A 25,352-nucleotide genomic window follows, 5' to 3' on the forward strand; every position below is an offset into this window, starting at 1 on the left:
ATTACTCAATTATAAGGCTAGAGACGCTTCACTGCCGCACTGACAGACTGAGAGACTGACCGACTGACGAACTTCGCTAGTCCCCGTACTGCCGCGTCTCCGCGCACTCGATGATCAGCGCGTAGGCCGGCGCATCGGCGACCGGCCGGTGCTCGATGCCCGCGCGCACCACATAGAGATCGCCCGCCGCGAGCGAGACGTCGCCCGCACTGCGCTGCTCGATGCGGAACGCGCCCTGCCAGCACAGGAACGCCTCGTCCTGCGCGTGCGTGTGCCACGAGAAAGCGCCGTCGAGCCTTGCTAGCCGCACGACCGTCTCGTCGACGCGGGCAAGATCCTGCGGCTGCCACGCTTCGGTGAGCGCGGCGACGCACGACGGGATCGAGATCGGCGCATCGCTCACAACTCCGCCTGCACGACGACGCCGTCGCTGAGCAGCGCGTCGATCCGCGCGTGGCCGATGCCCAGCGCGCGCAGGCATTCGACGGAGTGCTCGCCGAGCACGGGCGCGCGACGCTGCAGGTGCATCGACATCGCGTCCCAGTGGATCACTTCGCCCGTCTGCTGCACGCGGCCCCATCGCGGGTGCTCGGCTTCCCACCAGAGGTTGTTGGCGCGCGTGTGCGGGTCGTCGAACAACTGCTCGACGGTCACGCACGGCACGACGGGCACGCCGAGCGCAAGCAGCACCTCCAACCAGTGCGCGACCGTGCACTCACGCAACTTCCCCGCGACAGCCTCGGCAAGCGGACCATCGAGCGGCTGAGCAAGCAATCCGCCATCGCTCGACTTTGCTTTTTGCCGTTTGCTGTTTGCCGTCGCGATTCCTAACGCCTCAACTAGCGCCGCCGCATGCTCCTCCGTCGAGCACGCAAGCATCACGTACCCGTCCGCAGCCGGATGCACGCGATACAGCGCGTGCCGCCCCGCAAGGTCGCGGCCGCCGGGCGGTTCCGGCTGCTTGCCCTCGTAGAACAGGAACTCGCCGGCCTGCATCGTGAACGCGCTGTCCGCCAGCGACGTCTGCACGCGGTCCCCGACGCCCGTGCGCTCGCGCGCGATGAGCGCCAATATCATGCCGTACGCCGCCGAAAGCGCCGTGCCGTAGTCGCACGTCGGCAGTTGCAGGTACACCGGCTCGCCGCCGGGCTCGCCCTGCGCGCGCATGAAACCGCCGCGCGCCTGGATCATCGGGTCAAAGCCCGGCAGATGCGCGTACGGGCCGCTACTGCCATAGCCGGTGACCGAACAGTGCACGATGCGTGGGTTGCGCGCGTGCAGCGCCTCCCAGCCGATGCCCAGGCGGTCCATGACGCCCGCGCGCAGGTTGTCGAGCACGACGTCTGCGCGCTCCGCAAGGTCGAGGAAGAGATCGCGTCCCTCAGGTCGCTTCAAATCGATGCACAGGCCGCGCTTGCTGCGGTTCGAGCCGAGAAACGCCAGCCCGGACGAACGCCAGCCGTCGCCCTCGGGCGCTTCGATCTTGATCACGTCCGCGCCCAGGTCGGCGAGCATCATTGACGCATTGGCGCCGGCAATGAAGCCTCCCATGTCGAGCACCGTGATGTGTTCGAGCGGATACCGGCGCGGAGAAGCATCCTTTGCGACGAGAGGTGCCTGCGAACGCGACGCGATCTCGTCGAACTCTCGATCGTGCTCGCCCGGTAACGGTGCAGGACCGCGGACGGCGCCCGGCGAGAATTTCAGTGACACCGGGACTCCCATCTGCCCCGTCGCGCCGAGCACCGGGTCGTGCACGTCGACAATCGAGCCGTTGTGATGCACCTGCGGGTCTTGCGCCCATTCCTCGCGCGAAAGCACGGGCGCGCGCGGCACGTCAGCCTCTTCGAGCAGGCGCATCGCCTCGTCGCGCGTCAGGTGCGCGAACGCGCCGGACACGTGCCGCGCAAGTTCGCGCCGATCGTCCATGTTGGCGATGCCCATCGGCGCGCCGGCGAAGCGCGGATCGACGAGACAATCGTCGAGGCCGGCGGCGATCGCCAGTTTCGCCCAGAACGGCGGCGTCAGCGCCCCGGCGAAGAACCAGTCGTCCGAAGCTTCGACAAGGCGATACGTCGGGATCGGCCCGCGTGGGTCTTGCTGGCCGGCGAGCCGTGTCACGCCCTCAGCGCGCAGCCAGGCGATCGTCTCCATCGCGAAGCAGGCCGCCACTGCCGACAGCTCGAAGCGATCGCCCTCCCCGCTTTGCGAACGCGCGTACAACGACGCCGCAATAGCGACCGCCGCCACGACGGCGTGCGCGTAGCCGGCTATCGGGATCGTCACGTAGACCGGAGGCGGTTCGTAGCGAAACTGCGCATCGCTGATGCCAGAGACCGCCTGTATGAGTGCTTCGTCAGGCGGCAGATGCGCCCACGGCCCTTTCGAGCCGTACGCGGGGAGGTACCCGGCGACCAGCCCCGGATTGAGCGTGCGCAGCGCAGACGCATCGAAACCTAGATTCGCGTCACGGCCCGGCGCCCAATCGTGCAGGAAGACATCTGCCGAGCTAATTAGCCGTCGCAGTTTCTCCCGGTCGGCGTCCGTATCAAGATCGAGCGTGACGCTGCGCTTGCTGCGGTTGAGGACGTGGAATCGTGGCTGGGCGCGCATCGGGTCGCCGCCAAGACGTTCGATCTTGATGACGTCGGCGCCGTGGTCGGCGAGCAGCATCGACGCGAGCGCGCCGCCCGTGCTCTCAGTGGCGTCGATGATGCGGATGCCGTCGAGCGATGAAGTCATGGTGTTGTGTACGGCGTGCGACAAGTGCGGTCAAGCACACGCGACGTTGGCCGGCTGCCGGATCCCTGGGTCTATCACCCAAAGGAAGGGCCGGTTAAGCGAGGACCGGAACCGTCAACTGGCCGTACGGGAGCACGCAGACGGAGGGCTCGCGGCCCAGCGATACGCGTCTGTCTTCGATGAGGTGCGCCAGTGTCGCGTCGACGTCCGGCGCGTAGCGCAGGTGCACCGATTCGACCGTATCGCGGTCGAGCGCCGAGTGGAGCCACACGTCACATCGGGCCTGCACCATCGCCTGCACCTGTACCTGCCACTGGTCGTACGTCGTGTGAGGAGACTGCTCGATGCGCTTGAGCAACGCATGCGGCGACGCTTCGCTGAAGATGAGATCGCCATACTCGGCGGCGCCCAGGCCCTCGCGGCATTCCGCAACGAGCAGGATCGCGCCCCCGGGAGCGCACGCCTGTGCGGCAACCGACATGCCCTTGACCGACTGGTACAACACGAGGTCCGCGGGATACCCCATGTTCGTCGCGACGACGATGTCGAAGAGGTGCGGGATCGGCCGTACCGCCTGGCGCGCCGCCTGCGCGATCGCCGCCTCATGCGCAGCGACGAGACCGCCCGCGAAGACGCCGGTGAGGTGCTTGCGCTCGTCAAGCGTAACGTTGAGCGTGAACGACGGACTGGTCCTCAGCGCCGCATCGCGCATCTCTTCGAAGATCGGGTTGCCTTCGGTGGTGCACCACGTGGCCTTCGGGTGACCGATCATGCGCGCGTCGTGGTTCGGCATGATCGACTCGGCGCCGCAGATGCCCGGAAGCATCGCCTTTCCACCGCCCGAATATCCGGCGAACAGGTGCGGCTCCACGAAACCGGTAAGGATGCGCAGGTGCGCTTGCATGTACTCCCGATTCACCCAGACGTCGACGCCGCGCGGGCTCTTGAACAGGAAGTCATGCGCCGAGCGGTCACGCGCATCGTGGTCAACGACGCGGTACCGCGCGAGGATATCCCCGCCGAGCATCCGCTCCAACTCGTCGGCGCGCGATGGACGGTGCAGGCCGGTGCCGATGACGATCGTGATGTCGCCGCACGCGACGCCTGACGCTTCGAGCGTCTCCAGCATCGGCGGCAGGATGATCGCATTCGGCACCGGCCGAGTGATGTCTGAAACGACGATTGCGGCCTTCTGGCCGGGCCTCGCGACCTCAGCCAGTGGTGGCGATCCGATCGGCCGCGCGATCGCCCGGCGCACGCCCTCTCTCGGATCGGCGAGCGGCGGCGTACGCTCCGGTACCAGCACGAGCGCGCCATCGGGTACGTGCGCGTCGATGCCAGCCTCACCGTACGGGAGATGGACGTCCATGCGCGGATCGTAGCAGACGTCAGATCTCGACGAACGCCGCGCCTTGCGTCAGCAAAATAAACATCGCGCCCGCCGCGATGAATGGCGCGTACGGGATCGGGTCGCGTCGATCGCGGATGCGGGTGACCAGCAGGATCACGGCGATGACGCCGCCGCCGATCGCGGTCAGGAGCAGCGCGCTGATACCAAACGAGAGACCCAGCCCGAAACCCGTGAAAAACGCAAGCTTCACATCGCCCATGCCCATGCCGCCGCGCGTCAGAATCGACATCAGCAGGAACGTACCACCGACGAGCGCACCGCCGACAAGCACGTTGGCACGATTGGCGTCCGGCATCACCAGACCTATGGTGACCGCGGCGATGATCGCCGGATACGTCACGACATTGGGCACCCGGTAGGCGAGCAAGTCCGTCCCGGTGCAGACGATCAGCACGGCAGCGTACGCCGCGACGATCGCCACGTGCAGGGGCTCCGACTCGTACTGGTGGCCGGCGAGCGCGAATAGGAGCGCGGTGACGCCGACGACGATCGTCCGGCGATACATCGATGCTGACGTAAGTGCGCGCGGCATCGCCAGGGCGCCCGCCTCGCTGCCGAGTGCGAGACGATGCGGTGATTCTTCGTCCAGCGGCGATTCGTCGTCTTCGTCGGCGTCGGCACGCTCGTATGGCTCGCGCGACAGGCGCGCGATCGCCTCATCGAGCCCAAAGCCCGCAAGCACGCCCACGATCGCCATGATCATTACGGTCACGCGTTGAACCTCGATCCAATCATCGGCCGCGGCGGCTGCCTTCGGTGTAGGGGCTTCCCGTAGGCGGACGTCTGGCGAAACGATGATAGCGGGTTGCCGCCTGCGGCCTTGACAGCAAACCCGGGCGGGCCGTGATGTGGAGAGGCTCGCCGCCGTCCGCCACTCGCAAGAACGTTAGGCCTGGCGGCGTCGCCACGCCGGATGCGACGTGTCGAGCCACGTGTTGGCGAGCTTATAGTCGCTGCCATACGAGATGGGGTGGTTGGCGTTGCGGACGTAACCCCACGAGAGTCTTCGCGAGACGGGGGCACAGTATTCGAGCCGCGCGTTCACCTTGCCAAGCAAGTAGTCCTGGATATCGACGCCCTGTTCCCGCCGCGCCTCGTAGTCGAACTCGCCGCGCGTCTTGTCGAGCATCGCGTCGAGCGTGGAATCCTGCAGGCGGTACGTGTTCATCGGCTGACCGCTGCGGAACTGACCGTACAACCAGTCGTCCAGGTCAACACCGCCGTCCTCCATGGCGAACGTGAAGTGCACGACGCCCTCCGTCGCACCGTCAATGTTGCGCCCAAGCGCGGAAGCGATCACAGCATAGCCACTGTCATCGACGATCGTGCTGACGCGCGCACCGAGCACATCTGTAAGCTGACGCTGCACGAGCGCGACCGCGCGCTCCGCGATGATCTTCGGCACACCCGAGAAGAAGATCTTCAACTCGGTGTCTGAGTCCTCGCCGAGCGCGGCCTGCCAGAGTTGGCGCGCTTGCTGGACGTCTTCGTCGCGCAGCGTCGGGTCCGTCCGGTATCCCGGTTGCCGCAAGAGTTCCTCCTCGGGGACAGCCCACCGGTCCATGACGGGCGCCACCGCCGCAGTCAGCCGGGCCGAAGGGCGCCCGTCCATCGGTGCGAACATGATGTCGGCGAGCGCGCGCCGGTCGATAGCGAGGTGCACCGCGCGGCGCGCCCGGTCGTCCTTGAATGGCGCGCGATCGAGCAGGAGACGGCTCGCCAGGAACCCGCCGGCATCCGTCTCTTCGAGTTGAATGTCCGCAAGATTCGTCTTGTGCTCGTGGTCCAGGACTGCCGGGTCGAGGAATGACGTCGCGTCGATGGCGAGGCGCTCGAACCAGACGCGCTGGAACGTGTCCTCCTGCGGCGAATAGAACGCCTGGTACGCATCGAGGAACGGGCGGTCCTTCCCGACGCCGTGCGGGTCGTCGTCGCGCGCGAACCATTGGGGATTCCGAACGAGACGGACGGCCTGCTGCGGCTCAAACGATTCGAGCATGAAGGGGCCGGTGCCGATCATCGCGAGCGGGCTGGCCGCTTCGTCGGTGGCCTGATCGATGGTCTCGTGCGCAAGGATGTAGGCGTGTTGTCCGGCCAGGAAGTCCAGGAACGGCGCCACCGGCTCTTTGAGCTGAATGACGACAGTGTTCTGGTCGCGCGCTGCGACCGAGTCGATCGCACTCCATTTGTGCTTGCGAAAGAATCGATTCGCCTTTGGGCTGTTCAGCTTCATCTGGCGCTCGAAGCTATAAGCTACGTCCTTCGCTTCGAGATTCCTGCCCGTGACATGCGGATGCAAATATCTGAAGTGCGCCGCGTCATGAAACCGCACACCGTCGCGCAGCTTGATGATGTAGGTCAGTTCATCAGGTTGTTCCGGCATGCCGTCCGCAAGGTCGGGCGACAACGTGCCGGCGCGTTCGTCCTCGTACTTGTAGAGCTTGCTGAAGACGGCGGAGTGGACGTTCGCAACGGGCCCCATCAGCGTGAGGTGCGGGTCGAGCGTGTCCTGCACCGTCGCATCGAAATTGTAGACGCGCAGCACGCCGCCGCGTGATGCGACGGGCGCCACGGACGGCGCCGCTGTCGCCGGCGATGCCGGCGCAGGTCGCGCCTTACCGTCACCGCAGCCGACGCCAACATACGCGGCGGCACCCGCGGCGAGTGCGCCCGTCGTTCCGAGAAAGCGCCGGCGCGTGACGCGTCGGCTGTTCATGCCGCGAAGATCTCGCGCTTCCATGCGCACGATGATACGGCGTTGTGTGGATAGCATGCCGCCCGATGGTAAGCCGCCCCGATCGGCGCCTGGACTGCGATCACGCCGAGACTTTCGCCAGCTCGGGCTCCCCCAGCGAGTCGATGTCGCCCTTCCATGTGCAGTTCGTGCACTTGGCCGTCCCCTTCGCTGCGACGACGATGAGGCCCTCGCAACTCGGGCAGGGCTGCTTCAGAGGCCGTGACCAGCTTGTGAAATCGCAGTTCGGATAGTTTGCGCAGGAGTAGAAGGTGCGCCCGCGCTTGCTCTTCTTCTCGACCAACTCACCGCCGTCCTTCGGGCACACGACGCCGATCTTCTTCAGCAGCGGGCGCGATCCTTTGCACTCCGGGTAGCGTGAGCACGCCAGGAACTGCCCGAAGCGCCCGCGCTTGATGACCATCGGCGAGGCGCACTCGTCGCATTTCTCATCCGGGACTTCCTGCGCCTGGGCTTCGCCATCGAGCGGGCGCGTGTTCTTGCACTCGGGGAAGCCGGAGCAGGCGAGAAATTGTCCGAAGCGGCCCCACCGCTTGATCATCGGCTTTCCGCACTTTTCGCAGATCTCTTCCGTCTCTTCTTCGACGCGCGGCGCTTCGGCTGCGGCCTCGAGATCCCGAGCGAGCGGATCGTAAAACTCCTTCACGACCGGCGGCCATTTACGCTCGCCGCTCGCAACCTCGTCGAGCTCATCTTCCATGCGCGCGGTAAAGCTCAGATCGACGATGTCCGGGAACCGCTCCACCATGATGTCGGCGACGACGAAACCAAGCTCTGTCGGCCTCAGCGCGCGGCCTTCCTTCTTCGCGTAGCCGCGATCCTGGATCGTCGACATGATCGGCGCGTACGTCGAAGGCCGGCCAATGCCGTTCTCCTCGAGCGCCTTCACGAGCGTCGCCTCGGTGTAGCGAGGTGGCGGTTCGGTGAAGTGCTGGGCGGGCGTCACCGCAAGCATGCGCAGCGCTTCGTTGTCGTCAAGCGCGGGCAGCGACTTCTCCTGGTCCTCATCCGTCTCCGTATCCCGCCCTTCGATGTACACCTGGCGAAAGCCGGGGAAGCGCAGGTGGCTCGCCGAGGCCCGAAGCCCGTACGGTTGCGCGGGCGCGTCCACGCGCGCATCAATCTCCACGCTCATCTGGTCGAAGACTGCATCGGCCATCTGGCTCGCCAGGAAGCGCTGCCAGACAAGCGTGTACAACTTGAACTGATCGGATGACAACGACTTCTTCAACGCCGCCGGCTCGCGTGTCACCGACGTCGGGCGGATCGCTTCGTGCGCTTCCTGGGCGCCCTTTGACTTCGTCTTGTAGAACCGCGGCTTATCAGGGTAGAAGTCCCCGCCGTACTTTTGCGTGATGAAGCCACGCGCCTCGTCTCTTGCCACCTGCGCGACGTTCAAGGAGTCCGTACGCATATAGGTGATGAGGCCGACCTGCCCCTGGCCCGGAATATCGAGCCCTTCGTACAGCTGCTGGGCAACCGCCATCGTGCGCTTGGCGGAGAAGCCATAGCGCCGCGACGCTTCCTGCTGCAGTGTGCTTGTCGTAAAGGGCGGTGAAGGGCGGCGGACCTGCTGTCGCCGCTTGACTTCTCGCACCTGGTAGGAAGCACGCCGCAAGTCCGCCGCTACTGCCTCGGCGCGTTGTCCGTTATCGATCTCCGCCTTCTTTTCGCCGGGCAGGGCGACCAGGCGCGCCTGGAATCCCTGCTCATCGGCATCATCTTGCCTTGCGAGGTCGGTGTCGATCGTCCAGTACTCTTGCGGCTTAAATGCTTCGATCTCGCGCTCGCGGTCAACGACCATGCGCAGAGCGACGGATTGGACGCGACCGGCGCTCAGCCCGCGGTGGATCTTGCGCCAGAGGTAAGGGCTTATCTTGTATCCGACCAGCCGATCCAGCACGCGGCGCGCCTGCTGCGCATCGACCAGCCGCATGTCAATGGTGCGGGGGTTCTTAAAGGCCTCTTCGACCGCGTGCTTGGTGATCTCGTGAAATTCGACGCGCTGGTAACGGCCGCGGTCCACGGCGTCGTTCGCGGAAGTCGTCGCGGATGCGTCATCATCAGACTTCCGTTTGCTCTTGCCGGGATCCTCGAGCGCCTCGAGCAGATGCCATGAGATAGCCTCGCCCTCGCGGTCGGGGTCAGTCGCCAGGTAGACGGTCGTCGCCTTCTTCGCCGCCTCCCTGAGCGCCTTGACGACGTCCTTCTTGTCCTTGGGCACGATATAGCTGGGAGTGAACTCGTTCTCGACGTCGACGCCAAGGCGGGACTTCGGAAGGTCGCGGACGTGCCCGACGGAAGCGCGGACCTCGTACTGCTTGCCGAGGATGTTGCCCAGGGTCCTGGCCTTGGCCGGTGATTCTACGATCACCAGGTTCTTTTCTTTTGCCTTTGCCATAATCTCCTGCGCCCGCCAACGGGACGGCCCCGGAACGTTATACCGGAGCACTCTACCGGCACAACAGGTTCTTCGGTTCGGGACGGGTGGGTCTGAATACGGGCGACCTGGGAGACGAATCGCGCCTCAAGCCGGTTTGTTGGCTTCCACGCAGGGACCCGCCCGGCACTCCCACCCTAACAGAATTGTCAAGCGAGACAGCGTAACGGGCTGTCACGCCGGGGTCTTTAAATCTGTGAACCAATCGCGCCCACACGAGGCGCGGCGATGTTTGAGCGTTGCGCGGAATGGAGTAAGATCGGTTCGAGGGTAGTGTTCGCGACGAGCGGCGGTGCCCCGACGGCCTTGGTGGCTGTGGGGAGTTCGGGGGTGCCGCATCTGCGGTGGGAGGGTAGCTATCCTGGCACAAGGTACGAAGGTCCGTCTCAAGGAAGAACTCTTCAGCTATAGCCGCCCGCATCTTCTCTTTCACGCACGCCAGGGTGATGTCGGCGTGGTCTCACCGCCGTCCAAGCAGTCACCCGCCATGGCGAAGCTCTACACCATCGTGCACTTCGAGCAGTGCGGTCACGACCACCGCTTGCTCGATGATGAGCTTGAAGTCGTGAAGTAGCGACTTACGCGCGCGGAGCCGCGACATCGCGCGTCTTGACGTAGTTCATGCGCCCCACCTGCCGCACCGCCCCCTTCAGCTCGAGCATGGCGAGCGCGCTCGTGACCGCGGCTATCGGCAACCCGCATTGCCGTCTCACTTCATCGATGTGTACCGGTTCGGTGCCCAACACGCGGAGCAGCACCGCCTCGGTATCGTCGGCCGGAATGATCTCGGCCATCTCCATTTGGTGTGCGGCCATGGTCAGGTTCAGTTCCGCCAATATGTCCTGGACGTCGAGCGTGAGCTTGGCTTCGCCGTCCTGGATGAGCTTGTTGGTGCCACGTGAATTCGGCGAATACATGCTGCCGGGCACGGCGAACACTTCTCGGTTTTGCTCCAGCGCCTGCCGCGCCGTGATCAAGGCGCCGCTCTTCGTGTCGCCCTCCACGACAAGCACGCCCAGCGAGATGCCGCTGAGGATGCGGTTTCGGCGCGGGAAGAACTCGCTGCGGGGCTGCGTGCCGATCGCATAATCGCTGAGCATGGCCCCCTGCTCGACGATCTGCTCGGCGAGTTTCTTGTGCTCTGGCGGATACACCATGTCGAGTCCGCAGGCCAGCACGGCGACCGTGCGGCCGCCCGCTTCGAGCGCGCCGCGGTGCGCGATCGCGTCAACGCCGCGCGCCAGGCCGCTGACGACGGTCACCTGGTTCGCCGCGAGCCCGCGCGACATTTCTTCGGCGACCTGGCGGCCATAGACGCTGACGCGTCGCGTGCCCACTACCGCGACCGACCACTCGTCCGCCGGTGCCAGCGCCCCGCGGACGAAGAGCACAGGAGGGCGGTCGTACACCTCCTGTAGTTGGCGCGGATATCCCGCGTCGTGCCAGGTGATAGCGCCAACACCGTGCTTGTGCAGCAGTTCGAGTTCGTCGTCGGGATTTATGCTGTCACGCGCCGTCACCAGGGCAGAGACGGTGCCGGCGTCCAGGCCGGCGGCCTTCAGCTCGCCTGCGGAAGCCGTCCAGGCCTGCTCCAGGCGGCCGAAGTGCGCTTCGAGCTGCCCGACGCGCACCCGTCCGATACGGGACACGCGACTGAGCGCAATCCAGTACTTACGTTCTAGTTCGTCCATGAGGCGCGAGTATCGCAGAGTCCGCTGTGAAATGGAAGAGGGCGGTCGAAAGGAGTAGAATTGCGGGCTGCAGGGCGACCGAGGAGACACCATGCGCGTCAACCTGCTTCTGTTCCTGCTGTGTTCAAGCTGTCTTCTGACATTCGCGGCTTGTCGCAGTGGCGACCCATCAACCGAGCCAACCCCGACTCGCGGCGGCCCGAACATCGGAGATTCCCTTCAGCCGCGAGGTAGTCCGCTGGCCTTTCGCTCGTGCGCGGAGGGGTGGGGCTGGCAGCGACCAAGCGTCGACGACCAGCGCCGGTATCTTGCGTCCCTGGGTGGCGAGTTCCATGAGTTCGCGTCCGACCCCGGAGCGCTCTTCGCCGGAGCGTACATCGCCACCGATCCTACGCGCAGCGAGAATGAGTGGCACTACGGACTTTTCTGGGCGCGAGTCCAGGACGTGGACAACGAACGCTACGCGTTGGCGCGTTCCGGACTGTGGGCCGCGACACCGAACACCGCCGGCTGCAATCGCCATATCGCCGCCATCTCGCTCGTGATCGATTACGACGTGCTGGAGATGCACTTCGACGGCGAGATCGTGTGGTTTACGGCGCGCGCATCGCCGGGGCACTTCGAGTTCGTCGAGTACCTGCTGCCGGAAAGAAACACGGTCGGCTTCACGCTGTTGGCGGAGGACGGTACATGGCTGGATGCCTGCTGCAACTAAGCCAAGTTCACCCAGAGATCAGTTGTGGACCATGCCTGCGGCAGGTTGCGGCGTGAGCCGTCCGCTTGCCGTTGAGAGGCGATAGAGCCGCCAATCGCCCTGCGCTCGCAGCAGTTCGTAGCGGCGTGAGATGAACTCATCGAGCGCGTCGAAGGGCGCGTACGCACCATCCGACGTCACCATGTACACCGGCGGTGACGCCTGAACGTCCCTGAGGATCTCGTCGCGGGCGCCGGGCATCACGTGCCCGAAGAACGAGGCGTAGTACCGCGTCGGGTTCGTCGCCCCCGATGCCGCGTAGACCCACGAAAGCTCTGACCACGTGAACAGCGTATTCCCCGCCCCGTCTTGCTCGATGTAGCGGGCGATGTCGGCGACGGTGATCGCCCTGCCGTCGAACTCGTAGATATACGCATCTTCGTCCATGTCGCCCCACCGATACGACGCAAACGTTTGGTAATACCAGTCGACATCGAGGTGCCGCCGGTTGCGAAGATCATCCCAGAACTGCGCGTACAGGATCGCCGCGACGAGCAGCCCCGTCACCACCAGCGCGATCCTTCCGAGGTCGTCGCGCTCCACGGGCAGCGGACTCGAAACGGCCAGCAGCACCGCGGCCGGCGCCACCTGCTGCAGATAATGCGGGAACGTAAACGGACTCGCCGTCGCGCCCGCAATGGCGAACGCAAACCAGAGCATCGGGAGGTGCGCTACGCCAACGTCGCCGCCGAGCCTCTGACGCCGCACGAGATACGCGCCGACGATCAGCGCGGGAAGATAGCCCGCGACGCGCATGAGCGGCCCTTTATCGTCGCTGAGATCCCAGTAGACGTTTTGCGCGCCCGCCATCGCATATACGTACTCGTCGAGCGCGCCGACCGCCGTGAACAACGCCAGGAGTAGCGCCTGAGGCGTCGCGACGCCGGCGCCGAACGCCACCAACGCCCGCAATGGCCGCTCCTGTGTCAGCCAGAGCATCGCCCCGACCGCCGCCGCATCGAACACGGCAACCTGCTTGTACGAGATAGCGAAGCTCATCATGACGCCGGCGGCGGCGTACCACGAGACACGCCGCCCTTCACTTCGCCCGTCTGCGAGCACGAAGAGCAGCACGCCCAGCGTCGCCGGCAGGATCATGTACGTTTCGGTCAGCGCCAGGTTGCCTTCGAGGACCGGCGTGCACAGGACAAGCGCGAACGCCGCGCTGGCAATCAGCGATCGCCACGGCCCGTACAACCGCAGTGCGATCGCCATCACCGCCGCCTGCGTCATGATCACGACCATGGCCGTCGCGATGTGCAGAGGCATCACACCTGTCGTGCCGGATACGAGCTGGATCAACGCGTACGTCGCGAAGATCAATGGCGGCTTGTTGTCCCATGCCTCTGCGTACAGCGTGCGGCCGTCGAGCATGTTCTGCGCGATGCCGGCGAAGATCCCCTCGTCGCCATACCAGCGCGGCTCGAAGAACGACGGATAGCGCAACGCGAACGCGAGGATCAGCGTCGCCGCGGCCAGCACGAAATATACGGCTGCGCCGCGCGGTGTCAGGCCAGCCAGCGGACCCTCTTGTTCCATGCGTCCGATCTTACGGAAGAACGCGGGTTCGGGCTTGTCGTCCCGGGCGCGGGACCTACGGAGCCGTAACAGGGTTGCTGGACTCGACGCGCTTCGTGGCTCGGACCTTCTTGATCCTGCGGCCGAGCACGCTCAGCACGCGGAGCGTGAGCCCGTCGACCCGGACCTCGTCGCCCGCGGAGGGCACCTTCCCGAGATGGTGATACACGAAGCCGCCGACGGTATCGTAGTCCTCGTCATCATCGGGCTCGAAGCCGAATAACTCTCGTAACGCGTCTATGCTCACGCGCGCGTCCAGAATGGCTTCTGTGTCGGTGACCCGTTCTATGGGCGCTTCCTCGCGGTCGTACTCGTCCTGGATCTCGCCGACGATCTCTTCGAGCAAGTCTTCGATCGTGACGAGCCCCGCCGTGCCGCCGTACTCGTCGACGACAACGGCGATGTGGACCTTGCTCTGCCGCAACTCGCCGAGCAGTTCGCCGACACGCTTGGACTCCGGAATGAAGTACGGGGGACGGGCGATCTCCTTCAGCGAGGGCTTGCGCCCCTCCGTCAGGCAGCGCAACAAGTCCTTGGCGTAGATGATGCCGACAACGTTGTCGATCGTCTCGTCGTACAGTGGAATGCGGCTGAAGCCCTTCGCGACGATCACACGCAACGCGTCGTCGATCGTCTGGTCGAGATCGAGACCGACGACGTCGATACGGGGCGCCATGATCTCCCGCACCGTCGTCTCTTCCATATCGATGATCCCCTGGATCATCTGGCGTTCTTCCTCTTCAATCTCGTCGTCGCCGGTATCGATCTCGGCGAGCCGCAGGATCTCTTCGGTCTCGTGCTCCTCGTCGTCCTCGTCGTTCCCACCGACAACAGTGCGCAAGCTGCGATCGATCGCCCAGGCGATCGGGCCGAACACGGTCCGAAAGACGTTGATCACAGGCACGAAGCGAATGCCCCACGGCTCCGGGTCCTGCGCGACGATCAATCGCGGCAACCCATCAAGCAACGCGAGGATTAAGACGCCGACGGTTGCGACGAGCGCGAAGACGCCCCACGAGTGTTCGGTCTCTCGGGAAACAAGGAAGATCGCCAATCCCGTCGCGACGACGACTGCGAGGTTCCGTACGAATGCGAGCACTGCCAGCACGGACGCGCGCTCATCGACGAAGTTGTGCAAGCGTTCGGCGCGACGCACGCCCCTCCCGGCCATGGACTTCAGGCGCGCGCGGCTCACGGCGGCGACGCAGGCTTCCGCGGCCGCCACGATGACGAGCAACGCCAGTGCAAGTGTCAGGAAGATCACGCCCAGGGTACTATCGCTGTCCAGAGTCGGACTCCTCCTGTTCCTGGCCGATCGCGCGAATCCTCGCGGGCGCGCCGATGGCCATCATGCCGTCCGGCACGTCGCGAGTCACCACGGATCCCGCGCTCGTGCGCGCGCCCTTCCCAATGCGCACCGGCGCCACAAGCATCGTATCGCTGCCGATGAATGCGCCGTCGCCGATGATCGTGCGGTGCTTGCGCTCACCGTCGTAGTTGGCGGTGATTGTGCCTGCACCGATGTTCACGTCGTCGCCGACCTCCGCATCGCCGATGTAACTGTGATGCCCCATCTTTGTGCGCTTGCCGAGGCGTGTATGCTTGACTTCGGCGTAGTTGCCGACGTGCGCATCCTCACAGATGTGCGATCCCGGCCGGAGATGACTGTACGGTCCCACGTCGACGTGTCTCTCGAGCGTTGACTCTTCGATCATAGACTCGCGGACCGTGCAGTCATCGCCGATCACGGAATCTCGCACATGAGCGCCGGGGCCAAGGACGCAGTCTGTTCCCACCGCCGTCTGTCCGACGATATGCGTGTTCGCTCCGAGGACCGTGTCGGCGCCGATCGTCACCCCCGCATCGATAAACGTCGAAGGCGGGTCGAGGAGCGTGACACCCGCAAGCATGTGCGTGCGGCGGATGCGGCCGCGGAGCGTCGCCTCCGCTTCGGCGAGTTGCACGCGGTCGTTGATGCCGCGCACCTCCGCCGGGTCGTCAGCGATGACGGCGATGCCAGCATTGCCTTCGGCGTGCGCCATCGAGGCAAGCGCGGTCAGATAGCGCTCACCGTTCGGCGCGGCGGTGATGCGACTCAAGTGCGACCACAGCCAATCCGCGCGGACGGCGTACTGACCGGAGTTGATGAACCGCGGTTCATCGCGGTCCACACCTTCGACGGCCTTCGTCTCGATGACGCTGACGATGCGGTCGCCGGCCATCTCGAGGACGCCGTACTGCTCGACCGGCACCTGGGCAGTGAGTAGCGCGAGATCCGCGTCGGCGAGCGCGCCGAGAAGGCGACGCAGCGTCTCCGGCAGCACCAGCGGTACGTCGCCGTTCATGATCAGCACGCTCTCGGCCGCGCCGGCGGCGTCACGTGCTGATTCAACCGCGTGACCGGTGCCGAGAGCTTCGCCCTGCACGGCGAACCGCACGTCATCGCCCGCCGCGGCACGCACGACATCGGCTTCGGCGCCGGCCCCCACAACGACGACCACATCCTGGACGCCCGCCGCACGCGCCGCATCTACGACGTGGCGCACCACGGGGCGTCCCGCCAGCGGATGCGCGACCTTCGGGAGACGCGAGCGCATGCGCGTGCCGTGTCCGGCGGCAAGCACGATCGCCAGCTGCGGCGATGCCGTCATCGCCGCGCCTGCGCAGACGCGCGCGTCAGACGGGCCACGACGCTATTCCGCTTCAATGGGTGAGTTGAGGACTGGGGAGGTTCGTCTGAGTTTGTAATCAATCCGGGGTCTGCCGCCCGCTGCCCCACCGGCGCAGCTTCATGGGCGAATCTCGACCGTACGCGGATCGTAGCGACGAGCGCTCGAAGGTGTCAAGGCACTGGGAAGCGGATACCGGGGCCGTGAATCAAGATTCAGTTGACAACCGAAGACAGGGTGATCACAAATCGGCGGAGGATGGCGACTTCGACGGCTCTAACCGGTGCAGAGTGCGCGCCCCGCAATGTGGCCCCGAGTTAGCCGCTGTCACGAAGCGTCGGTGCGGACCCCTTCCGCTACAATTCCGCCGATGGACGCAGATCAGGTTCGCGAGACATTCATCGACTTCATGGTGCAGCGCGGCCACAAGCCGATTCCCAGCGCGTCGCTGGTTCCGCACGGGGATCCCACGCTCCTGTTCACCAGCGCCGGCATGGTGCCCTTCAAGCCGTACTTCATGGGTCTCGCCGAGCCGCCGGCGCCGCGCATGGCGACGGTGCAGAAGTGCTTCCGCACGACGGATATCGAGGACGTCGGCGACTACAGCCACCTCACATTCTTCGAAATGCTGGGCAATTTCAGCATCGGCGACTACTTCAAGAAAGAAGCGATCGCTTGGGCCTGGGAACTCCTGACGAAGGGCTTCAAATTCCCCGCCGACAAGCTGCACGTGACGATTTTCACCACGGACGATGAAGCGCACGATCACTGGCGCGACATCGGCCTGCCGGAAGAGCGCATTTATCGATTCGATGAAGAGTTCAACTACTGGTTTAGCGGCGACGTCGGGCCGTGCGGGCCGAACAGCGAGATATTCATCGACCGCGGACCGCGCGAAACGTGCGAGCGCTGCCGCGCTGGAGCGTGTACACCGAACCTGGAGCCCGATTGCGGCCGCTTCCTGGAGATCTGGAACCTCGTCTTCATGACGCTCTACCAGCCCGAGGACGGTACGCGCACAGAGTTGCCGCACACGAACATCGACACCGGCTCCGGACTTGAGCGCGTCACGTGCGCCATACAGGGCAAGGACACGGTCTACCAGACGGACTTGTTCGTGCCCATCCTTGCGCGTATCGAAGCGCTCACAACCACGTCGTATGGCGAAAGCGAAGCGGCGGATCTGGCGATGCGTATCGTCGCGGATCATGCTCGCGCGGCGACATTCTTGATCACCGACGGCGTCATGCCTTCAAACGACGGGCGCGGCTACGTCCTGCGTCGCATTTTGCGCCGCGCGGTCTACGTGCTCACGCAGCTCTCGGGGCCGCGGGAAGACACCTTGCTCGACAAGGTCGCAGAGTCCGTGATCGCGAAGATGGAGCGCGCCTATCCCGATCTCCGGGTTCGGGCGGAATTCGTCAGGCGCCTGCTTGCGACCGAGGAAACGAAGTTCCGGCAGACCATCGAGCGCGGCCGGGCACATCTTGACGGCGTCATGAAAAACGCAGCTTCCACGAAGATGATCGATGGCAAGCAGGCGTTCGCGCTCTACGACACGTACGGCTACCCGCTGGAGCTGACGCAGGAGATCGCCGCGCGTGAAGGCTACGCAATCGATGTGGCGGGATTTCAAACCGAGATGAAAGCGCAGCGTGCGCGCGCCCGCGCTGCTGCCAAATTCGACGTCGAGGCGGACCGGCTCGCGGCGTACACCGAACTGGCGCATATTCGCACGAAGTTCGTCGGATACGACCGCACCGAGCACGAGACGACCGTAGCCGGCATCATTGGCGAGCGCGGCGTGCAAGACGCAGTCGAAGCCGGCGACGCCGTCGAGATCGTGCTCATGGAGACGCCCTTCTACGCGGAGGGCGGCGGCCAGGCCGGTGATACCGGCGTCATCGTCGCGCCGGGCGGGCGTGTCGTTGTGGAGGACACGCAGGCGGCGGCGGAAGGACTCGTCGTGCACCGCGGTCGCGTCGAGGAGGGGCGTGTCGCCGTAAACGATGCGGTGCGCGCGCTGGTCGACGTCGAAAAGCGGCGCGCGAGCCAGCGCAACCACACCGCGACGCATCTGCTGCACGCTGCACTGCGCGAAGTGCTGGGCACGCACGTTGTGCAGTCCGGCTCGCTCGTCGCACCGGACCGCCTGCGGTTCGACTTTACGCACATCGAGGCGACGAAACCGGAAGAGCTGATGGCCGTGCAACGCCTGGTGAACGAGAAGGTACGCAGCGACATCGACGTGCACTGGGAGATCCAGAGCTACGATGAGGCGCTCAGCGGTGGCGCCATGGCGCTCTTCGGCGAGAAGTATGCCGACGCAGTGCGCGTCGTCGGCATTTGCGAACCCGCCGTACATGAGCACGACGCTCCTTCGCCGCCCCAGGACCATCGTGGGCAAGAAACCCGCTGCTTCTCGAAGGAGTTATGCGGCGGCACCCATGTCCACCGCACCGGCGAGATCGGGACGTTCGTGATCCTCAGCGAAGGCAGCGTCAGTTCAGGCGTGCGGCGCATCGAAGCGGTAACGGGCGCACTCGCCGACGAATACGTCATGGCACTGCAGACCGGCATGAATGCGCTGGCGCGCCGGCTCAACACAACGCCCAACCAGCTCGAGGAGCGCATCGAAGCGCTGGAGGCCGACCTGGATGCCGAGCGCAAGCGGACACAGCAGCTCTCGCGCCAGGCGGGTCGCGCGGAGGTCGATACGCTGATCGAAGCCGTGGAGCGCGTCGATGGCACCTCGCTCGTCGTCGCCCGCGTGCCTGCCGACAGCGTCGAGGCGATGCGCGAAATGGGCGACCTGCTGCGAGACAAGCTGGGAAGCGCGGTCATCGTGCTGGGGTCGGTGGTCGGTGAGAAGCCGAGCTTTTTGGCGATGGTGACAAAGGACTTGTCGGGGCGCGTGCACGCGGGCAACCTGATCAAGAGGATGGCACCCGTAGCAGGCGGCGGCGGTGGCGGGCCTGCCGACATGGCGCAGGGCGGCGGCAAGGATCCGGCAAAGCTCGATGACGCTCTCGGCGTGGCGCGCGACCTTGCGAGGGAGAGCCTCGCCGGGAAGTAGATGGGGTCCGGCGGGCGGCTGCTCGGGCTGGACGTGGGCGAGCGCCGGATCGGCGTCGCCGTGAGCGAAGGAGCGATCGCGGTGCCCCTGGCAATCATCGAGCACACGAATCGCGCGAGCGACATCGCCCGCATCGTCGACATCGCGCAGCGCGAGCGTGTCGAGACGATCGTGATCGGCCTTCCGATCAGCCTCTCCGGCGAGGAGCACGAACAGGCGCGGCTCACGCGTAAGTTCGGCGATCAACTGGCCGAACAGACCCCAGTGCCGGTCACGTTTCACGACGAGCGCTATTCGAGCGTCCAGGCAGCCGGAGCGACCGATGCGATGTTACCGTCGAAACCAGCACGGCGACCGCGGGTCACGCCCAGGGATCGGCGCCGTCATCTCGACGACCGTGCGGCGGCGGTGATCTTGCAGTCCTACCTTGATGCGAGGGAGAAGGCGGAGTGACGCAGTATCGGACGGCATGGGCCGCCGTCATCATCATGCTGATCGTGGTGATCGCGAGCGGGGCGTGGTTGATTTCGCGCACGCCCGGCGCCATCTTCGACGAGGACGACGTGCCGCGTGTCGATGCCATCGAGTCGGGCGGCGACCCGTTGCTGTTCACCGTCAACGAGGGCGATAGCGCAGCCGCGATCGGCGACGAACTGGAAGCGCAGGGCATCGTCCGCAGCGCGCTCCTATTCGAGGTGCTCGTCGCGCTGAACGGCGTCGGCAGCGACCTCGAAGCAGGAGAATACGAACTTGACCGCGGCATGACGGCCATCGAAGTCGTGCACCGGATCGCCGAAGGCAAGACGGCTTCGCGCGTCCTCACCGTGCCGGAGGGGTTGCGCATCGAAGAGATCGGCGAACTGCTCGAGGTCAACGGGATCACGACGAAGGATGCGTTCCTCGCCGCGCTCGTGAAATCTGAGTACTCCGAGCCGTTCCTTCAGCAGATCGCGACCGATGACCTCCAGGGCTACGTCTTTCCCGCCGGATACGAGTTCGGCCGATCCACGACGGCCGAACAGGTCGCCGCAACGATGCTCCGCGGGTTCCAAACCAACGTCTTCGATGAAGTGAGCCGCGAAGGCCAGGCTATGACGTTTCACGACGTCGTGACGCTCGCATCGATCGTGGAGCGAGAGGCGGCCACCGCCGAAGAGCGCCCGATCATCGCCAGCGTGTTCCTCAACCGCCTGCGCCTGGGCATTCCGCTGCAGGCCGACCCGACGGTGCAGTTCGCCGTCGCTGCAGATCCGGCGAGCGTCGAACAGTACGGGTACTGGAAGCGCGAACTTACGCTCGACGACCTTAAGATCGATTCTCCCTACAATACGTACGTGTACGGCGGCCTTCCCCCGGGCCCGATCGCGAACCCCGGGCTCGACTCCGTACTGGCGGTCATACGTCCTGCGAGCACCGAGTACCTCTTCTTCGTCGCGAAGGCCGATGACGGCACGCACGTCTTCGCCGAGACGCTGGAGGAACACGAAGCCAACGTCCAGATGTATCAGCGCTAGGGGAGCCAGCAACGTGACGAAGCGCGCGGGGGTCATCGGTCACCCGGTCGGGCATTCGATCAGCCCGTCCGTCTACGGCGCCGCATTCAAGGCCGCGGGCATCGACGCCACCTACGAGGCGTGGGACACGCCGCCCGATACGCTTGAAGGGCGCGTAAACGCGCTTCGCGGTTCCGACTTTTATGGCGCGAACGTAACGATCCCGCACAAGGTCGCGATCGGGCAGTTCCTCGATGGCATGAGCGACGTCGCGACGAAGTCCGGCGCCGTCAACGCGGTGGTCCACGACGGCGACCGGCTCATCGGAGACAACACGGATGTCACCGGCTTTGCGCGCTCCCTGCGAGAGGATGCGGGCTTCGACGCAAAGGGCAAGCGTGCGATGCTGCTCGGATCGGGTGGCGCTGCTCGAGCCGTGGCGCTCGCGCTGATCGAAGCGCATGCGTCTGTGGTCTACGTCGTAGGTCGCCAGCCCAAGAAGATCGACCGCCTCGTGCTCGACCTCAAGCCGCTCACGCCTACGGGCACTACCGTGAGCTGGGCGTACTGGGGCGACGGTTCTTACCTCAACATGCTCGGCGGCGAAGCCGACCTCGTCGTCAACTGCACGCCCGTCGGCATGAGCGAGACGGACACCGCAGGGGAGAGCCCCGTACCCGCTGACCTGATGCAGCCGAAGACGCTCTTTTTCGACCTTGTCTATAACCCTGTCGAGACGCCGTTCGTTGCCGCTGCAAAGTCGCGCGGCGCAAGGGCGTGTTCCGGTATGGGGATGCTCGTCTACCAGGCGGCCGAAACGTTCAAGCTCTGGACAGGACAGACCGCCGATACAAACGCGATGTTCGCAGCCGCCAGGACCTCGCTCGGCGCCTGACTCCCCGCTCGGGGCATAATGGACGCATGAATCTGCCGGTCGTGCTCGCCGTCTCGGACTGGGGTCTCGCGTTTGGCAGTATCCTCGTGCTCCTGTTGTTCCTGGTCATCGGGTACGTCGTCGTCCAGGGGACGCGCGTGCAACTCGCCTGGCGTCAGCGCGTCGACGAGGGCGACGTCGACGCGATTCAGACGCTCGTCGGAGACGAGGTGGCGCGATGGAAGGCGGCTCGCATGCCGAAGGGCATGGAGCCTTCGGTCTGGCACGGCGTGCAGGGTGCGGAACTGCTCGAGGTGACGCCCGACAGCTTCCGGCTCAGCGCCTCGGCCGAAGGTCAATACGCCCTCGCCAGCGGCGAACGGCGCCAGGTGAGCAGCGCCTTGCGTGAAGGCATGAAGCTCACCGCCCAGCTCGCCGACATGGCGTTCTACGATATCCCCAACGTGATGCTGCCGTACGTCCAGATCGACATTTACAGCACCTTCCGCGACGAGCACGGATCTTCCCAGCAGTGCATTCTCTCGACACTCGCGGAACGCAGCGTTGCCGCGGAACTCGAATGGGACAGCATGGATGCGGAAGAGGTCGTGCGAGCGTTCGGCGGGCGGTACGCTCTCGATGATCGGGGCAACCCGCTTCCCATCCAGCCGGACAAGCCACGGACGAACGGCATTCCGTCGGCGTTTTATGAGCCCGGCGACAGCAAGGTCGAGGACTGAGTGCTGCGCTTTCTGACTTCAGGTGAGTCTCACGGCAAGGGCCTGACGACCGTGATCGAAGGCATCCCGGCCGGCCTCGCGCTGTCGGAAGACTTCATCGCTGTCGACTTGAAACGGCGACAGGGAGGCTACGGTCGCGGCCGCCGCCAGCGGATCGAGCAGGACCGCGCGGAGATCATGGCGGGCGTCCGGCACGGCGAGACGCTGGGCAGCCCGATCGCGCTCTTCGTGCAGAACCGCGACTGGGCGAACTGGACCGACGCCATGGCGATTGAGGCGATCGACAAGGAGATCGAGAAGGTTACGCGGCTGCGGCCCGGACACGCCGACCTCGCCGGTACGGTCAAGTACGACTTCGACGACGTCCGTCCGATCCTCGAGCGCGCGAGCGCTCGCGAGACGGCCGCGCGCGTCGCGGTGGGCGGCGTCTGCAAGCGCTTCCTCGAGGAGTTTGGTTTCCGGTTCTACAGCCACACCGTGCAGATTGGCACCGTCTCGGCCGACGTGCCCGAGGATATTGATTGGGCCGCGGTCGAAGAGTCGCCCGTACGCTGCGCCGACGCGGCCGCCGCCGAGCGCATGGTCGCGGCGATTGATGATGCCCGCAACGCCGGCGACACGCTCGGCGGCGTCGTCGAAGGCCGCGTCACTGGCGTACCGATCGGACTCGGCAGTCACATCCAGTGGGATCGCAAGGTCGATGGCCGTCTTGCGCAGGCGCTCATGAGCATCCACAGCGTCAAGGGAGTCGAGATCGGCGGCGGATTCGGACTCACGCGTCTGACAGGCTCCAACGTGCACGACGTGATACTGCCGCGCGAACGCTGGACCTCGGGCATGTGGGAGCGGGAAACCAACAACGCCGGCGGTACCGAGGGCGGCATCACCGACGGCCAGGACATCGTAGTGCGGATCGCGCTCAAGCCAATCGCCACCCTGCCCCGCTCGCTGCCTTCCGCCGACCTCCGCACAGGAGAGGAGATCGCAGCGCATTACGAACGCAGCGATGTATGCGTCGTGCCGGCCGCGGGCGTCATCGTGGAGGCGATGTGCGCCATCGTGCTCGCAGGCGCCGCGCTCGAGAAATTCGGCGGCGACAACATGCGCGAAACACTGCGCAACTTCCGCACGTACCAGGAGACGACCGGACCGCGTGACCTGCGCGAGTGAGAATCAGCCGGCGCGACGGTTCGCACGCGACGGGTTCGGGGCCGTCACCTGCGCCGGGAACGCCTACCCGACGTAACGCGGGCTCTGGTGCTTACGACGCGTTGTCCTCGGTGGATGGCGCTCTCGGTTGCCGTTAGTCATCGGCCTCGACAGCCGGACGCCTGACCATCTCCGACCTTGTACTCTTAGAGCATGAAAGATCAGGTCTGGCTCATTGGATTCATGGGTACGGGCAAGTCGCGCGTGTCGCGGCCTCTTGCCGCCGCCCTCGAGTGGGATCGCGTCGACATCGATGCTCTCATTGAGCAGGAAGCGGGGGAAGGCGTGCGGGCGATCTTCGCCAGGGGCGGAGAGGGCGCATTCCGCGCGCTCGAGGAGAAGACCATTGAGCGCGTCGCCGAGATGTCCAACGTCGTCGTCGCGACCGGCGGCGGTGCGGTCACTTCCGACGTGAACCGCGAAGCGATGCACAGGCGAGGATTCGTCGTATGTCTGGACGCGCGCGTCCAGACGATCGCCGATCGGCTGCTTACGTCGGATGCGCACGTATCGGAACGGCCGCTGCTCAAGGGTGATGACCCGGTTGGGAAGATCTCATCCTTGAAAGCCGAGCGCGAGGCGCTTTACCGTCAGGCGGACTTCATCGTCCAGACCGATGACATGTCACCCGATCAGATCACGCATCAGATCCTGCTGGCGTTCCGCGAGCAAGCGGCGGTACCCGGTAGCGCCCCGTGATCGAGGTGACGGCAACTGCCGGGCGCTACGCGGTCCACTGTCGCTGGGGAGCGCTGGATGATCTCGGCGCCCTCATGCGCGACGCCGGGCTTGCAGGCTCGGCGTTCGTCATATCCGACGATTGCGTGGCGCCGTTGTTCGGCGAGCGAGCGCTCGCGTCGCTGCGCGGCGCTGGCTTCGATGCGGACATCTCGGCGTTCAAGGCCGGCGAAGCAAGCAAGAGCCTCGAAACCGCGCGTGAGATGTACGACTGGCTTATCGAGCGGCGGGCAGAGCGCGGATCGACGATCGTGGCGCTGGGCGGAGGCGTCGTCGGTGACCTCGCCGGCTTCGTGGCGGCGACCTATCTGCGTGGCGTGCCGTTCGTGCAAGCCCCCACATCGCTGCTGGCGATGGTCGATGCATCGATCGGCGGCAAGGTGGGAGTCGATCACCCGCGCGGCAAGAATCTGATCGGTGCGTTCTACCCGCCCCGCCTGGCCGTGCAGGACACGAGCCTGCTGGCGTCGCTACCTCCCAGGATGCTGCGAGAGGGCTTCGCTGAGGTGATCAAGCACGGGCTGATCATGGACCCGCCGATGCTCGACGTGCTGGAGCAGGGCGCCGACCGTCTGCTCGCTCTCGAGCCCGAACTGATCACCAACGTCGTCGCGCGGAACGCCGCACTGAAGGGAAGCGTTGTGTCCGAGGACGAGCGCGAGAGCAGCCGTCGCACCATGCTCAACTACGGCCACACCCTCGGTCACGCCATCGAGGTGGTGACGGGGTACGCGCGCGTGCTGCACGGCGAAGCGATTAGCGTCGGCATGATGGCCGCCGCCGAGATCGGACGGCGCCTCGGCATCACGCCGGCGCACGTCGGGCAGCGTCAGGCACGTCTCTTCGAGCGTTTCGAACTGCCCGTGCGCATGCCGGGCGTCGATGTCGATGCCGTCATCGCTGCGACAGCGCTCGACAAGAAGGTCGCATCGAAAACAGTGCGCTGGGTGCTGCTCGAAGACTTCGGCCGGCCGATCCTGCGGGCGGACGTACCTGCTGACGTGGTGCGAAGCGCGGTCCAGGAGATTCTTATCTAGCACTCCTACGCGACGGGCCTGGTGTGATCCACCGCGACGCTGCGCCAACGCTCCCTGCATCTTCGCAGCCTCGCAACCTTCGCACGCTCGTGAAGGCGAGCGTTTCGTTATCCGCCCGTTCCTAGACTGCATGCAGAGCAGAAAG

Annotated in this window: 19 protein-coding genes; 9 read left to right on the top strand and 10 right to left on the bottom strand. The window is 65.4% G+C overall.

Translation table 11 applies throughout. From position 1 onward, the window contains the following. Positions 1 to 76 precede the first annotated feature (76 nt). The 7 genes from WEB52_04555 to dprA all read right to left on the bottom strand — a co-directional run bounded on the left by WEB52_04555 (position 77) and on the right by dprA (position 11,039). Positions 77 to 403 (bottom strand): cupin domain-containing protein, encoded by a 327-nt coding sequence (locus WEB52_04555; protein MEX2225705.1) that lies wholly within the window; start codon positions 401 to 403, stop codon positions 77 to 79. Next, positions 400 to 2,742, bottom strand: a complete 2,343-nt coding sequence (locus WEB52_04560) for a CoA transferase (protein MEX2225706.1) — start codon at positions 2,740 to 2,742, stop codon at positions 400 to 402. The genes WEB52_04555 and WEB52_04560 overlap by 4 nt, the downstream gene beginning before the upstream one ends. A gap of 94 nt (positions 2,743 to 2,836) precedes the next feature. Next, the gene (gene larA / locus WEB52_04565) at positions 2,837 to 4,111 is read right to left on the bottom strand and encodes a nickel-dependent lactate racemase (GenBank protein MEX2225707.1); all 1,275 of its coding nucleotides are present in this window, start codon (positions 4,109 to 4,111) and stop codon (positions 2,837 to 2,839) included. A 19-nt stretch (positions 4,112 to 4,130) separates the two neighbouring features. After that, positions 4,131 to 4,856 (bottom strand): A24 family peptidase, encoded by a 726-nt coding sequence (locus WEB52_04570; protein MEX2225708.1) that lies wholly within the window; start codon positions 4,854 to 4,856, stop codon positions 4,131 to 4,133. 183 nt (positions 4,857 to 5,039) lie between these two features. Then, positions 5,040 to 6,926 (bottom strand): ABC transporter substrate-binding protein, encoded by a 1,887-nt coding sequence (locus tag WEB52_04575; protein MEX2225709.1) that lies wholly within the window; start codon positions 6,924 to 6,926, stop codon positions 5,040 to 5,042. Positions 6,927 to 6,969: 43 nt separating this feature from the next. Continuing rightward, positions 6,970 to 9,309, bottom strand: coding sequence for a type I DNA topoisomerase (gene topA / locus WEB52_04580; GenBank protein MEX2225710.1), 2,340 nt, complete (start codon positions 9,307 to 9,309; stop codon positions 6,970 to 6,972). A 617-nt stretch (positions 9,310 to 9,926) separates the two neighbouring features. Continuing rightward, on the bottom strand, positions 9,927 to 11,039 hold the full coding sequence (dprA, locus tag WEB52_04585) for a DNA-processing protein DprA (GenBank protein ID MEX2225711.1): 1,113 nt from the start codon (positions 11,037 to 11,039) through the stop codon (positions 9,927 to 9,929). A gap of 445 nt (positions 11,040 to 11,484) precedes the next feature. On the opposite strand from dprA, the gene WEB52_04590 reads away from it, so the two are divergent. Then, a complete protein-coding gene (locus tag WEB52_04590; GenBank protein MEX2225712.1) occupies positions 11,485 to 11,754 on the top strand; it encodes a hypothetical protein in 270 nt (89 codons plus the stop codon). 18 nt (positions 11,755 to 11,772) lie between these two features. Here WEB52_04590 and WEB52_04595 read toward each other — a convergent pair whose 3' ends face one another. The 3 genes from WEB52_04595 to glmU are packed head-to-tail and all read right to left on the bottom strand — an operon-like array spanning position 11,773 to position 16,022. Further along, a complete protein-coding gene (locus tag WEB52_04595) occupies positions 11,773 to 13,332 on the bottom strand; it encodes a hypothetical protein (GenBank protein MEX2225713.1) in 1,560 nt (519 codons plus the stop codon). Positions 13,333 to 13,387: 55 nt separating this feature from the next. Then, the gene (locus WEB52_04600) at positions 13,388 to 14,635 is read right to left on the bottom strand and encodes a hemolysin family protein (GenBank protein ID MEX2225714.1); all 1,248 of its coding nucleotides are present in this window, start codon (positions 14,633 to 14,635) and stop codon (positions 13,388 to 13,390) included. A 10-nt stretch (positions 14,636 to 14,645) separates the two neighbouring features. Further along, positions 14,646 to 16,022 (bottom strand): bifunctional UDP-N-acetylglucosamine diphosphorylase/glucosamine-1-phosphate N-acetyltransferase GlmU, encoded by a 1,377-nt coding sequence (gene glmU, locus WEB52_04605; protein ID MEX2225715.1) that lies wholly within the window; start codon positions 16,020 to 16,022, stop codon positions 14,646 to 14,648. A 388-nt stretch (positions 16,023 to 16,410) separates the two neighbouring features. On the opposite strand from glmU, the gene alaS reads away from it, so the two are divergent. The 8 genes from alaS (at position 16,411) to aroB (ending at position 25,207) form a co-directional block, all read left to right on the top strand. Next, complete coding sequence (gene alaS, locus WEB52_04610; protein MEX2225716.1) at positions 16,411 to 19,116, top strand: alanine--tRNA ligase; 2,706 nt, start codon at positions 16,411 to 16,413, stop codon at positions 19,114 to 19,116. After that, the gene (gene ruvX, locus WEB52_04615; protein ID MEX2225717.1) at positions 19,117 to 19,569 is read left to right on the top strand and encodes a Holliday junction resolvase RuvX; all 453 of its coding nucleotides are present in this window, start codon (positions 19,117 to 19,119) and stop codon (positions 19,567 to 19,569) included. Beyond that, the gene (gene mltG, locus WEB52_04620) at positions 19,566 to 20,630 is read left to right on the top strand and encodes an endolytic transglycosylase MltG (protein ID MEX2225718.1); all 1,065 of its coding nucleotides are present in this window, start codon (positions 19,566 to 19,568) and stop codon (positions 20,628 to 20,630) included. Before ruvX ends, mltG begins: the two co-directional genes overlap by 4 nt. A gap of 13 nt (positions 20,631 to 20,643) precedes the next feature. Further along, positions 20,644 to 21,504 (top strand): shikimate dehydrogenase, encoded by an 861-nt coding sequence (gene aroE, locus WEB52_04625; protein ID MEX2225719.1) that lies wholly within the window; start codon positions 20,644 to 20,646, stop codon positions 21,502 to 21,504. A gap of 26 nt (positions 21,505 to 21,530) precedes the next feature. Next, positions 21,531 to 22,223 carry a hypothetical protein gene (locus WEB52_04630; protein MEX2225720.1) on the top strand — a complete coding sequence of 231 codons (693 nt, stop codon included), beginning with the start codon at positions 21,531 to 21,533 and terminating at the stop codon, positions 22,221 to 22,223. Further along, positions 22,224 to 23,393 (top strand): chorismate synthase, encoded by a 1,170-nt coding sequence (aroC, locus tag WEB52_04635; GenBank protein MEX2225721.1) that lies wholly within the window; start codon positions 22,224 to 22,226, stop codon positions 23,391 to 23,393. It abuts the gene before it with no gap. A gap of 192 nt (positions 23,394 to 23,585) precedes the next feature. Then, positions 23,586 to 24,131: a shikimate kinase gene (locus WEB52_04640; GenBank protein ID MEX2225722.1), complete on the top strand. Its 546-nt coding sequence runs from the start codon at positions 23,586 to 23,588 to the stop codon at positions 24,129 to 24,131. Further along, complete coding sequence (gene aroB / locus WEB52_04645) at positions 24,128 to 25,207, top strand: 3-dehydroquinate synthase (GenBank protein MEX2225723.1); 1,080 nt, start codon at positions 24,128 to 24,130, stop codon at positions 25,205 to 25,207. Before WEB52_04640 ends, aroB begins: the two co-directional genes overlap by 4 nt. Positions 25,208 to 25,352: the final 145 nt, after the last annotated feature.

This window comes from Dehalococcoidia bacterium (assembly GCA_040902535.1).
Classification (GTDB): domain Bacteria; phylum Chloroflexota; class Dehalococcoidia; order DSTF01; family JACRBR01; genus JBBDXD01.